Source organism: Acidilutibacter cellobiosedens (genome assembly GCF_004103715.1).
Lineage (GTDB): Bacteria > Bacillota > Clostridia > Tissierellales > Acidilutibacteraceae > Acidilutibacter > Acidilutibacter cellobiosedens.
Genome location: NZ_CP035282.1, coordinates 1,699,810 through 1,713,281, shown reverse-complemented (window position 1 = coordinate 1,713,281; position 13,472 = coordinate 1,699,810). Strand labels below are relative to the sequence as shown.

The 13,472-nt window shown below is 33.9% G+C and carries 12 protein-coding genes and 1 riboswitch; all 12 genes read right to left on the bottom strand.

Annotation, left to right across the window (positions count from 1 at the left end; translation table 11 throughout):
- Window positions 1-11: 11 nt before the first annotated feature.
- The 12 genes from thiT to coaBC all read right to left on the bottom strand — a co-directional run bounded on the left by thiT (window position 12) and on the right by coaBC (window position 13,466).
- Entirely contained in the window at window positions 12-560 is a 549-nt protein-coding gene (thiT, locus tag EQM13_RS08185) for an energy-coupled thiamine transporter ThiT (protein WP_128752418.1), read from the bottom strand.
- Between the two features lie 61 nt (window positions 561-621).
- Window positions 622-724, bottom strand: a riboswitch (TPP riboswitch).
- A 50-nt stretch (window positions 725-774) separates the two neighbouring features.
- Window positions 775-1,422 carry a ribulose-phosphate 3-epimerase gene (gene rpe, locus EQM13_RS08180; RefSeq protein WP_128752417.1) on the bottom strand — a complete coding sequence of 216 codons (648 nt, stop codon included), beginning with the start codon at window positions 1,420-1,422 and terminating at the stop codon, window positions 775-777.
- A gap of 1 nt (window position 1,423) precedes the next feature.
- Window positions 1,424-2,308 (bottom strand): ribosome small subunit-dependent GTPase A, encoded by an 885-nt coding sequence (gene rsgA, locus EQM13_RS08175; protein WP_114218792.1) that lies wholly within the window; start codon window positions 2,306-2,308, stop codon window positions 1,424-1,426.
- 36 nt (window positions 2,309-2,344) lie between these two features.
- On the bottom strand, window positions 2,345-4,276 hold the full coding sequence (gene pknB / locus EQM13_RS08170) for a Stk1 family PASTA domain-containing Ser/Thr kinase (protein WP_128752416.1): 1,932 nt from the start codon (window positions 4,274-4,276) through the stop codon (window positions 2,345-2,347).
- Window positions 4,273-5,025 carry a Stp1/IreP family PP2C-type Ser/Thr phosphatase gene (locus tag EQM13_RS08165; RefSeq protein WP_128752415.1) on the bottom strand — a complete coding sequence of 251 codons (753 nt, stop codon included), beginning with the start codon at window positions 5,023-5,025 and terminating at the stop codon, window positions 4,273-4,275. Before EQM13_RS08165 ends, pknB begins: the two co-directional genes overlap by 4 nt.
- A gap of 12 nt (window positions 5,026-5,037) precedes the next feature.
- Window positions 5,038-6,084: a 23S rRNA (adenine(2503)-C(2))-methyltransferase RlmN gene (gene rlmN / locus EQM13_RS08160; protein WP_240663005.1), complete on the bottom strand. Its 1,047-nt coding sequence runs from the start codon at window positions 6,082-6,084 to the stop codon at window positions 5,038-5,040.
- A gap of 55 nt (window positions 6,085-6,139) precedes the next feature.
- The gene (gene rsmB / locus EQM13_RS08155) at window positions 6,140-7,483 is read right to left on the bottom strand and encodes a 16S rRNA (cytosine(967)-C(5))-methyltransferase RsmB (protein WP_128752414.1); all 1,344 of its coding nucleotides are present in this window, start codon (window positions 7,481-7,483) and stop codon (window positions 6,140-6,142) included.
- A gap of 102 nt (window positions 7,484-7,585) precedes the next feature.
- On the bottom strand, window positions 7,586-8,287 hold the full coding sequence (locus EQM13_RS08150; protein WP_114218795.1) for a zinc metallopeptidase: 702 nt from the start codon (window positions 8,285-8,287) through the stop codon (window positions 7,586-7,588).
- Between the two features lie 61 nt (window positions 8,288-8,348).
- A complete protein-coding gene (gene fmt / locus EQM13_RS08145) occupies window positions 8,349-9,281 on the bottom strand; it encodes a methionyl-tRNA formyltransferase (RefSeq protein WP_128752413.1) in 933 nt (310 codons plus the stop codon).
- Window positions 9,282-9,297: 16 nt separating this feature from the next.
- Window positions 9,298-9,762: a peptide deformylase gene (gene def, locus EQM13_RS08140; RefSeq protein ID WP_114218797.1), complete on the bottom strand. Its 465-nt coding sequence runs from the start codon at window positions 9,760-9,762 to the stop codon at window positions 9,298-9,300.
- Window positions 9,763-9,774: 12 nt separating this feature from the next.
- Window positions 9,775-12,231, bottom strand: coding sequence for a primosomal protein N' (gene priA, locus EQM13_RS08135; protein WP_128752412.1), 2,457 nt, complete (start codon window positions 12,229-12,231; stop codon window positions 9,775-9,777).
- 29 nt (window positions 12,232-12,260) lie between these two features.
- Window positions 12,261-13,466, bottom strand: a complete 1,206-nt coding sequence (gene coaBC / locus EQM13_RS08130) for a bifunctional phosphopantothenoylcysteine decarboxylase/phosphopantothenate--cysteine ligase CoaBC (protein ID WP_128752411.1) — start codon at window positions 13,464-13,466, stop codon at window positions 12,261-12,263.
- Window positions 13,467-13,472 lie beyond the last annotated feature (6 nt).

The following is a 13,472-nucleotide window of genomic DNA, read 5'->3' as shown; positions in this document are numbered from 1 at the left end:
TCCCCTCAATCTTATTTTCTAAGTTTACTCAAAGGTTTCAGCAGTATAGACATTACTACGGACGATATAATAAACTCTGGAAGAAGATAACTCATCTGGTATCCTGCAGAGTATATCCAAGGATTTTGCCCTCCTGCATATTCGGCAAAGAATATTACTCCGGAAAGAAGATGGCATATAAATCTTCCTCCTACAGATAATAATATACCTATTATAAGTATAATGTAATCCTTTGTCGTATATTTTTCTCTCTTAAAATTAAAAATTCCTACAAAACCCAAACAAGCAAAAGCCAAAGGATAATCCAAGAAAAACTGAGCAATATGATAGACTTGAGGATTAAGTATACACTGAAGCACACCATATATTCCTCCAACTATTATTCCCGGTCCTACTCCCCACCTTATTGCAAATATCATGATAGGTATCATACTTCCGGCAGTTATGGAGCCTCCCTGAGGAGCTTCATACACCTTTACATAACTTAAAAGAGTAGCCAATGCAATCATTATTCCGCCTTCAGCAATCATTTTAGTACTCCATTTCTTTGAATCCGACATATTATAAATCCCTCCTAATAAAAAATTAAACCCATTACCTGAAAAGGCAATGGGTTTTTAATCATAAACAATTACACTTCCCTCCGCTGGTATTATCCATTTCAGGTTCAAGGGTCGGAAGATTAACTTCCCTCTCAGTCATTGCGACTCCCCTAGTGTTAAAACTATATTTTATTTTGCACCCTTATTATAACATGAATCATATAAAATTTCACTATATATTTTTAAATTTCTTTGTCTCCTCTGTTGGGTCCTCTGCCGCAAATATTCCGGAACCTACTACCAATATTTCTGCTCCCAGATTGGCTATTTCTCTTGCATTATCTAACTTTATTCCTCCGTCTACCTGTATTTCGATGTTTAATTTTCTCTTATCAATAATATCCTTAAGATCTGAAATTTTCCTCTTCATTGACGAAATAAAGGACTGGCCCCCGAATCCCGGATTCACGGTCATTATTAATACCATGTCGATATATTCCATGATATATTCAATATTATTTAAAGGCGTTGAGGGATTTAACGCTACTCCTGCCCTTATTCCCCTATTCTTAATGCTCTGAATTGTCCTGTGAAGATGGCGGGTAGATTCTTCATGAACGGTAATAATGTCTGCCCCTGCATCTACAAAATCATCTATATACCTTTCGGGATTTTCTATCATAAGGTGAGCATCAAAAGGTAATTTTGTTACATTTCTTATTCTTTTAATCACAGGAGGTCCGAAAGTAATATTCGGAACAAAATTTCCATCCATAATGTCCAGATGAATAAAATCCGCTCCTCCCTCTTCCACTTTCTTCAATTCATCTTTTAAATTGCTGAAATCAGCAGATAATATTGATGGTGCGATCTTTATCATTTTAATATCTCCTTTTGTTACTTTTTATCTCTTGAAGAAATCTCAAATAATTTTCATATCTTTCCCTGCTTATGACTCCATCTTCAACTTTCCTCCTTACCTCACAGTCAACCTCTTTATAGTGAAGGCAGTCGGAAAACTTACAATTGCCGCTATTCTCCGCTATCTCATTAAAGTACTGCTGAACCTCTGATTCATTTTTAATAAATTCAATGTTCAAAGTACTGAAACCCGGAGTATCTACTACATAGCCTCCGCCTTTAAGTTCCAGTAATTCCACATGTCTTGTAGTATGTTTTCCTCTTTTAGTCTTATGACTAATTTCTCCCGTCTGCAAACTCAAATCCGGCTGTATTTTATTCAGCAGTGAAGATTTTCCTACTCCGGAAGGCCCAGAAAATACTGTTATGTTGTCCTTTAAAATCTCTCTTAATCTATCCATTCCTTCATCAAAAAATTTGCTGAGTCCCAATACTTCATATCCGGCGGAATTGTAAATTTTCTTTATCAAATTAATTTCTTCCTTGTTAACGCATAAATCATTTTTAGTTATACATATTATCTCTTTTATTTTTTCATATTTGGCTAATATCAAAAATCTGTCCAAAAGCCACAAGTTAATATCAGGATTTTTGATACTCATAACTATTACAGTTTGGGTAATATTAGCTACTGGAGGCCTTTCAAATTTCGTTTTTCTTTCTCTGATTTCTAGCATATACCCTGTATGAGCCGAGGGATTTTCATCGATTAACACATTATCTCCTACAAGGGGCGTAATATTCTTTTTCCTAAAAATCCCTCTTGCTTTGCATTCATACATTCCTATTTTTGTGTTTACATAATAAATGCCGCCTATCCCCTTTACTATTGTACCCTCCAGCATTATAGCCCTCCCTTATGAAAAATTAAAAACAAATTATCAATCAACCAAAGTTTTGGTTGCCTGCAAAGTATTATCAAAGTATACTTCAAACTTAGTATTTTTAGTTCCCTTTATAGGTATAACAATGGTTCCGTCGGAAGGATAGTGAATCCTATCATAGTAAACAGTACTTGCTCCTCCGTCTATTTTAAGAACTTTAACTTCGGTTTGACTCTTATCTTGAGGTATTGTTATATTCAAATCACTGGAAATTTCTTTATTATCATCAGGATTGTCTTTATCATCATTATCTCCGTTATTGTCTCCTGATCCTCCGCCTTTTCCGCTGCTTACATATAAATCAACTGCGGTACCTTCTTCAATTTCATTTCCCTGCTCGTAGCTTTGCCATATAACCTTGCCTTCTTCTACTTCATCACTGGGCTGAGGTACAACTTCTCCCTTAGTTAAGCCCTTTTCCTTTATAATCTGTAATGCCTCTTCAAGGGTCTTTCCTACAAGTTTCGGCATAATCACGTTTTTAACTTTCGGCCCCTTGCTTACGACAAAATGTACCTTTGTACCTTCCGGTACCTCCGAATATGCTTCCGGGTCCTGACTTATAATTATATTTTCCGGTATTTCTTCGTCAAATTCATACTCTGCTCCGCCATCTTTAAGACCGTTCTCAGACAACAGGGAATCTACATTGCTTATATCCTCATCCTTAAAATTAGGTACTTTTACGAGTTTACTTCCCTTGCTAACCACAACCTCTATAGGATATCCTTTCTTGACAGTATCTCCAGGATTCTCACTTTGAGAAATGACATCTCCTTCCTCAAATTCCGAATTGAATATCCTGCTCTTAACCGAAAATTTCAGCCCTTCTGCCTCAATCATTTCCTTAGCCTTATCTTCCTGAAGTCCCCTTACATCCGGGACTTTCACGGTCGTAGAGAGAAACTTATCTTTAAATTGCCAAAATCCGAAAGCCATGGCACTAACAAGAAGAAATGCAGCAAGTATTGCAAAAAATACAACCCTATTGTTTCCGTTTCTCTTTTTTTTCTTCTTCTTCATGTTTTTAGGACTCTCCTCCTTCACAACAGGTATAATTCTGGTAGGTGAGTCTAATGAAACATCATCTTCTCCAACCATGTCATCATCCCAGTTATTTTTAATTCTTTTCAAATCAACCAGAAGTTCATTTGCACTTTTATATCTTTCCACTTGGTCTTTTCTGACACATTTCATTATAATCTTTTCAAGATTTTTGTTAATGGTGGGGTCTATATGAGAAGGTGGTACTATTTCCTCCTGAACATGTTTTAATGCAACGGAAATCGGGCTTTCCCCTTCAAAAGGAACCCTTCCCGTAATCATTTCATACATCACTATTCCCAGGGAATAGATATCGGACTTTTCATCCGTATATCCGCCTTTTGCCTGTTCCGGAGAAAAGTAATGAACTGAGCCTAAAACATTATTAGTATTTGTAACGGTAGAAGATGTCGCAGCCCGTGCTATTCCAAAATCCGTTACCTTAACCCTTCCGTCCTCTGTAATCATTATATTATGAGGCTTTATATCTCTGTGAACAATATGATTGGCATGAGCATGGGCTAAAGCTTCTGCTATCTGAATCGAATAGTCAACCGTCTCCTCGAAGGAAAGTTTTCCTTTTTCTCTGATGACTTCCTTTAAAGTCTTGCCCTTTATATATTCCATGACGATATAATAAATATCCCCTTCTACACCTACATCATAAATACTTACTATATTGGGATGGGATAGTTTTGCCGCTGCCTGAGATTCTCTCCTGAATTTTCTAATAAATTCTTCATCTGAAGTGAATTCTTCTCTCAAAACCTTTATTGCTACATATCTGTCAAGCAATCTACATCTTGCTTTATATACAAGTGCCATACCACCGCCGCCGATTTTTTCAATAATTTCGTATCTTCCGCCTAACAACTTTCCAATCATTTCATCACCTCGTTTCTCTTAGCCCTAACGGCTATTGCCGTAATATTATCGTATCCACCTCTAATATTGGCTTCTCCTACTAATTTTTCACAGCACTTTTGTAAATTATCATCAGCAAGAAGAATTTCAATAATTTCCTTCTCAGTAATCATATTTGTAAGTCCATCGGTGCAAAGAAGTATTATGTCTTTATCAATCAATTCTTCTATAATTATGTCAATCTGAATATTTTCACTTGTACCCAATGCCCGCGTAATTATGTTCTTTTGAGGATGAGTCTGGGCCTCTTCCTTACTTATACTGCCGTTTTTAACCATTTCCGCTACTAAAGAATGATCTTCCGTCAGCTGTCTAATCTCTTTATTTCTTATAATGTACGCTCTACTATCTCCAATATGACCAATGTAGAGCCTCTCAGATGCAAAATATGCCAAAGTTATTGTAGTCCCCATGCCATTACATTCTTCACTGCTCAATGACTTATGAAATATTTCCTTATTTGCTTCTTCAATCGTCTTCTTTATTAGCCCAGGTATATTCGCATCCTTTTTTTTAAGCAGATCTTGGCTTTTCAAAAAAACGTCTTCAACTATCTCAACCGCCATAGCACTGGCAACTTCCCCTGCCTTATGGCCACCCATTCCATCAGCAACTACATACAATGGAATTTCATTATCCGTAGATAAATAGTAGGAATCCTGATTATTTTCCCTTATTCTACCTTTATGGGTATATACTCCTACTTCCATAAAATCACCTCGCTATAATAAGCCTTTTTCATTCATATAACTTCTTCTAAGCTGTCCACAGGCAGCATCTATATCAGCTCCCATTTGTCTTCTAACAGTTGCCGGTATACCATTTTTATTTAGTTCTTTCACAAATATCTTTACTGCATCCATTTCAGGCTTTTTATACTTAAATTCTTTAATAGGATTTAGCGGTATAATATTTACATGGCATAAAAGACCATTGAGTATTCTTTTTAATTCATCCAAACACTCTCTCCCATCATTGAGGCCTTCTATTAAAGTATATTCAAAAGTAACTCTTCTATTAGTCCTATTTACATAATATTTACATGCCTTAATAATTTCTTCTATATGGTATTTATTATTAATAGGCATTATCTTACTTCTCAATTCATTAAAAGGAAAATGGAGAGACACGGATAAAGTAACCGGTATCTCTTCATCAGCAAGCTGATAAATTTTATGTACAATGCCGCAGGTAGATATGGTTACATTTCTAAAACTAAAATTCTGCCCATTTTTATCATTCAATATCCTCAGCATCTTCATTACATTAAGGTAATTATCCAAAGGCTCACCACTGCCCATCAGCACAATATTGGACAATCTTATGCCCAGATTTCTTTGAATATTATAAATTTCACTTAACATTTCCCCTGGTGTGATATTCCTTATTATCCCTTCTTTAGTGGAGGCACAAAAACTACATCCCATTCTGCAGCCTACCTGAGTAGATATACAAGCAGAATATCCATATTTATATTTCATTGCTACACCTTCAATAATATTATTATCCTCTAAAAGAAACAAGTATTTTTTTGTGCCGTCTAATTTGGAATCAAATCTTTCCAATATTTTTAAATCACTGATATAATAATCTCTATTCAGCTTGTCCCTAAGCTCTTTTGAGAAGGAATTAATATTTAAAACATCACTATTCATATTTTTATGCATATAATTATACAATTGTAATCCTCTGTAGGGTTTTTCCCCTATTTTCAGAAATTCCTTTTTAAGCTCTTCCAGCGACATAGATTTTAAATCTGTTCTAATCAAAAAAATCCTCCTATCCCTATCTCAAGTTAATATTATACCATATATATGTATAATATTAATTAATTTTTTTCATCTTGGCAATAAAAAAACCGTCTGTACTGCTAATATTGGGAAATAATTGAATATAACCATTTTCGGTCCCCGATAAATTTTGATCTTCCTTAATCAATTCCTTAAAACCAATTAACTTAAAATCCTTATTGTCTTTCAAAAAATTTCTTATCATCTTTATATTTTCTTCTGAAATAATCGTACATGTACTGTAAATTAAAATTCCTCCCACTTTTAAATATTTTGAACAAGTATTCAATATACCTTCTTGAATAGAAGTTAAGTTATTGATATCTTTCTCTTCCCTATTCCACTTAATCTCCGGTCTTCTTCTTATAAGACCGAACCCTGTACACGGAGCATCTATCAAAAGATAATCCGCCTTGTTAACTAAACATTCATCAATCACAGATGCATCCTGAATTTGAGTTTCAATTATATCTATTCCTAATCTTTCACAACTATCTTCAATTAACTTAATCTTATGTTCATACACATCACGGGATATAATCTTGCCTTTATTGTTCATGATTTCCGCCATATGAGTAGCTTTACCTCCCGGCCCGCTGCATGCGTCGACAACTAAACTGTCCTTTTCAGGATTCATTATTTGAGAAACAAGCATACTGCTTTCATCCTGAATAGTAAAATACCCTTTTTTAAATTCCTCCAATTCGGTAATTCTATAGGGATTTTCTATGATAAGCCCATAATAGGAATATTTAGTTTCTATTACATCATATCCTTTACTTATAAGTCTTTCTTTCAAATCCTCTCTACTTGTCTTTAAAATATTAACTCGTATATTTAATTTAGGTTTTTGATTATTTGCAATGCACAGTTCTTCGGTAAATTTTTCTCCGTATTCTTTTAGCCATCTATCGACAATCCACTTAGGATGAGAATATTTTATGGATAGATATTCTGATACATTATTTTTATTGATTTTTATCAGTTCTTCTTTATTTCTTGAAATATTTCTCAGCACTCCATTCACATACCCTAAAGTTCCTTTGTGAGAATATTTTCTTGAAAGATTTACGCTTTCATTTACTGCTGCACTATCAGGAATTCTATCCATAAAAACTATCTGATATACGCCTATTCGCAATATTTCAAGTATAAGGGCAGATAATTTCTTCAATTTAATCTTAGATACCTTACCTATTATATAATCAATATATAATCTGTTTTCCAATACTCCATATACAATTTCCCTTACTAAATTTTCATCTCTCTTATCCATTGAATTTTGTAAATGTTTATATATTGCAATATTGGAATAAGCGCCTTTTTCGTTTACATCAACCAATATATTCAACGCAATTTCTCTAGCACTCTTTGCCACCGCATTCCCTCCAATAATTTATATGATAAAGAAAAAGAGTAAGGATTATATTATATGGCTTCCTTACTCAAATAATATATATTTATTATCTGATATTATCGATTATCTTCTCCTGCCCGATAAGCCTATAAGCCTTATTAACTGACTTATAGCCACCAAAGTTGCCGCAACATATGTCAATGCGGCGGCCTTCAATACTTTTTCGCAAGGTTTTACTTCTTCTTCATCAACAAACCCACCTTCCAATTGATATAATGCCCTTTTGCTGGCATTAAATTCTACAGGAAGGGTAACAACCTGAAAAAGAACAATTCCCACATAAAGAAGTATTCCGGCCTCCAAGAAAAACGGACTTATTATAAACCCTAAAAGTATTAATATCCAAACAAATCTTGCACTTATACTTGCAATAGGCGCTATATTATTTCTCAGTAAAAGCGGAAAATAACCTTCACTATGCTGAATAGCATGACCTGTTTCATGGGCAGCAACACTTATGGACGCAATACTTCGGCCCTCTGCCACTTGTTTGGATAATCTTACGACTTTTGTTCTGGGGTCATAGTGATCTGTCAATTGTCCTCCTGTAGTTTCAATACTTACATCACTTAAACCATTTTTGTCTAAAATCATCCTTGCTACTTCTCTTCCCGAGTATCCCAACCTGCTCTGTATTTTTAAATATTTATTGAAAGATGAACTAACTTTAGCCTGTGCATACAGTGATAAAATTAAAGCCGGAATTAGCAGGAGCATACCTGTATTATAACCATAATATCCATAGTATCCATAATTTCCATACATAGAAATCCTCCCTTTCAACTTCCTATTTAATATAATACCAAAAACATTATAATTTAAACCTTTAATTTAGCTGAACACCTATTTCCATTTTATTTCCCTTCAAATATTCCTTAACATTTGTTCTTCTTCTGCCCGGAAATTGAAGTTCTTCAATTATTATAACACCATCTTCACATTTTACATATATCCCTGAATTATCAACTCTTACAATCTGCCCATTATTTCCCCCCGCCATTGTATCATCAGCAGATGCCTTATAAATTTTCATAGGTTCATTTTTATAATAAGTGTAAGCAATAGGCCAAGGTTTAAGACCTCTTACCAAATTTCTGATATTAATCCTTTGCTGATTCCAATTAACTCTTCCCAACCCTTTTTTTAACATTGGAGCATAATAAAAAGAATCATAAAACCCTTGAGGCTTTTTATTTTTCTTTGCTACTTCAATATTGTTTAAAACCTCCGCTATTAGCTCACTTCCCAAAAAAGAAAGTTTGTCAGTCAACGTTTCCGAATCATCATCTTCTTTTATATTTAAACTTTTCTGAAGAAGAATATCCCCCGAATCCAGTCCTCTTCCCATTTCCATTATAGTAATTCCTGTTTCTTTTTCGCCGTTTATCACTGCCCAATTAATCGGTGCGGCTCCTCTATATTTGGGAAGAAGAGAAGAATGAATATTTATGCAGCCGTATTTCGGTATACTCAACAATTCTTCCTTCAGTATCTGTCCATAAGCTGCCACCACTATGCAATCAGGTGAAATATTTCTGATAACTTCTATTGTCTCTTTACTGTTTACATTTTCCGGCTGATATACCTCTAACTCCAATTCCAAAGCTTTTTCTTTTACAGGAGTAGGCAGAAGTTTTCTCCCTCTGCCTTTAGGTTTATCTCTTTGAGTTATAACAAGAGAAATATCAATGCCTTCTTCATATAATTTTTCAAGAGAAGGAGTGGCAAACTTCGGTGTACCCATAAAAATGATTTTCATATATTCACCCCTTATTTCACTTCTCCTTTTTTTCTTTATCTTCTTCAATTATAAGATCGGTAAATAATATTCCGTCTAAATGATCAATTTCATGGCATAATGCCCTGGCAAAAAGCCCTTCTCCCTCTACTTCTTTTCTGTTTCCGTCTATATCCGTATATTCAACCTTTACTTTTTCCGGCCTTTTAACCTTTCCGGTTATCCTCGGTATACTCAGGCAGCCTTCAAAATCAATCAATTCACCTTCCTGCTCAACTATACGAGGATCTATCAATTTATAAAGGCCCTGCCCCGCATCCACAACTACAGCTCTTCTCAATACCCCAACCTGGGGTGCCGCGAGTCCCAATCCTTCTTTACTGTACATAGTTTCCGCCATATCGTCCAAAAGGACTTTTATTCTATCAGTAACATTATTTATCTCCTTAGCTTTCTTTCTTAAAATCGGATCTTTTGAATATCTAATTTTTCTAATTGCCATAACATTTTCCTCCTATAATATTGAACTGGGATTTATATCAATATTAAATTTAACTCCTCTATATTTTTTATCATCCCTATTGTTTATACATACCCTTCTAATGATATCTTTTAACTGAAATAAATCTTCATCGGAGCATTTAAATAATATCTGCCATCTGTAATTATCCTTAATCTTCTCTATAAGTGCAGGATTAGGGCCATATATATTTCTTATTAAATTATAATCATAAATCAATTCCAAATTTTTTATAATCTCACTATGTATATCTTTAGACACATTTATAACTTGTTCTTTTTCTTTTCCATATACAATAATACTCAAAATATTTGTAAAGGGTGGAAATTCAAATTCCTTTCTTAAGAGTATTTCCCTATCGAAAAAGCCTTCATAATTATAATCCTTTGCCATTTGAATACTGAAATGTTCGGGATTATAAGTCTGAACTATTACTCTTCCTTCAAAATCTCCCCTTCCCGCTCTCCCTGCCACTTGAGTCAGAAGCTGAAAAGTTCTCTCGCTTGATCTATAATCAGGAAGGTTTAAACTGGTATCTGCGGCTATTATTCCAACTAAAGTTACATTAGGAAAATCAAGACCTTTTGAAATCATCTGGGTACCAATAAGTATATCTGTTTCTCCCCTTTTCATCCTTCCAAATATCCTTTCATGGCTTCCTTTCTTTGTTACCGTATCTGTATCCATTCTCTCCACCGAGGCTTTAGGAAAATATTTTTTCACCTGTTCTTCAACCTTTTGAGTTCCTATACCAAAGTATTTTATATAATTACTCCCGCATTTAGGACAAATCTTGGGAGCAATCATTTCTTTTCCACAATAATGGCACTTTAATTTATTTTCCTGTATATGATAAGTCATGGTTATATCACAACTTTTACATTTTATCACATACCCGCATTTTCGACAAGAAACAAAGGTAGAATATCCTCTTCTGTTTAAAAAAAGTATGGTCTGCTTGCCCTCTTTCAAATTTTCTTCTATTTCCTTATATAGCTTTCTGCTGAATATAGAATTGTTTCCATTGTTTAATTCTTCCCTCATGTCTATTATATCCATTACAGGCATCTTTTTATTGTTAATTCTTTTTTTTAAAACAAATAATTTTATTTCACCATTTAAAACACTATTATAAGTTTCAACAGATGGAGTAGCCGTACCCAATATTAAAGAACTTCCTTCCATGTCACATCTTTTTCTTGCTACTTCGTAAGCACTGTATTTAGGATTCATCCCTGATTTATAACTTGTTTCATGCTCTTCGTCAATTATAATAAGCCCCAAATTATTAAAGGGAGCAAATACAGCCGATCTGGCTCCAATAGCTATTTTAACCTTTCCTTCCTTTATCTTTCTCCATTCGTCAAACCTTTCCCCGTAAGAAAGCTTGGAATGAAGAACCGCAACATTGCTCCCGAATCTTCCCACAAACCTTTCAATCGTTTGAGGTGTAAGGGATATCTCAGGTACCAATACTATTGTATCCTTTCCGGCCTTAATCATTTCTTCAATAATCTGAAGATAAATTTCTGTTTTTCCGCTTCCCGTTACTCCATGAATTAAAAAGGAACCATTTTTATTTATATCATCAAGTATTGTATTAAAACATTTTAGTTGTTCTGGTGTAAGTTTAAACCTTTTATAAGGGCTTATATCACTCTTGATGACATTCCTAAACACTTCTGTTTCGGTTACCTTTATTAAACCCTTATCAGCAAGGGCTTTTATAGTTTGATAGGAGGCTTTCGTATCTTCCATTAAATTTTTTATAAAAGCTCCTTTTTTTTTATAAAGATAATTGACTACCTCTATTTGTTTTTTTCCTCGGGAACTTATATCTTTTAAAATATCATCCTTACTTTGATTTGAACTTAAAGAAATATATTTTTCTAATTTTTTGTTTATTTTAGTTTCAATTTCCAAAGTATTATAAACTATATTTTTTTTCTTTAAATTATTAATAATCTTATTGGCATTCTCGTGATCCATAAATTTTTTAACATCATCTAAGTAACATTTTCCCTTTTGATTTATATATCCTACTATTTTTTCTTCTTCTTTTGTCAAATTTTTTAAAGAAACATTATTAACATTAAGAACAGTTCGAATTTCCTTAAAATCTCCCGGAGGCATAACCAAATGAAAAGCATCCAAATAAGAACATAAATAATTTTCTCTCATCCATAGGCTTAATTCAATCATATTTTTAGATAAAATAGGTTCAAAATCCAATGCATCTGCTATACATTTTAAATTTTTAGTCTTATCCTTCCATTCAAATATCCTTACAACTATTCCCTGAATAATTCTGTTTCCAACTCCGAAGGGAACTGCAACTCTCATTCCTTCCTGAATATTATCCTTCATTCTATCCTCTATTAAATAAGTAAAAGGTTTGTCCGTTTTTGAAGAATTATTATAAATAATTACCTGTGCTGCTAAATTTCCCATGGAAATCAACCTTCCCAATTTAAAAATAGTTATAACTTATCTCTTTTGCTAATCAATTCCACTGCTTTATCCAATATAATTCCCGCTAATTTTCTTTTTTCCATTAGAGGATAATTGTCAACCACATCTTTATTATCAATTATTGAGACTATATTTGTATCCGTTCTAAATCCTGCGCCATCTTTGGAAATATCATTAACAACTATGAAGTCGAAATTTTTCTTTTTCAGTTTTTCTTTAGCATACTCTATGACATTATTTGTTTCTGCAGCAAACCCCACTATAATTTGGTTTTTTTTAAGTTTCCCAAAATAAGCTGCTATATCCGGGTTCGGAACAAATTTAAGCTGTAGACTTTCCCCGTTTTTCTTAATTTTATCTTTGCTTACGGTTTCCGGTCTATAATCCAAAGGAGCAGCAGCCTTTATCAAAATATCGCAATCATCAAAATTTTTTTCAACTGCATTTAACATTTCAATAGTAGTATTAATTTTTATTATTCCTACCCCGTAAGGCGGGGTCAAATTTACCGGACCGGTTATGAGGACAACCTTTCCACCTCTCTTTTCAGCTTCTTCAGCTAAGGCATATCCCATTTTGCCGCTGGAAAAATTAGTCATATATCTCACCGGATCTAAAGGTTCTATTGTAGGTCCTGCAGTTATGACTATTTTCTTGTCTTTTAAATCATCTTTATGAAATGAATTCAATATATAATCCACTATAATTTCAGGCTCCGCCATCTTGCCTTCTCCATAATCTCCACAAGCAAGTCTTCCCTTCCCTGGTTTTATAAACTCATATCCCATTTCTGAAAGCTTCTTTATATTATCCTGAACTATAGGGTTTGTATACATATTCATATTCATTGCCGGAGCAAAGATAACTTTTGCTCTGGTAGCCATAATAACCGTCGTGAGCATATCGTCAGCTATTCCGCTTGCAATCTTGCCTATTATATTTCCCGTGGCAGGAGCAATCAGAACAATATCCGCTTTTTTGGCAAGAGAAATATGTTCCACTTCAAAAGTCTTTGGCTCTTTAAACATATCAACATAAACAAAATTTTGGGATAAGGTTTGAAATGTCAATGGAGAAACAAATTCCACAGCAGATTTTGTCATAATCACATCTACATTTGAATTAAGTTTTTTAAGCCTGCTTACCACATCACATACCTTATAACATGCAATCCCTCCGCTTACTCCTATCAGTATATTTTTACCATTTAACATCTTATC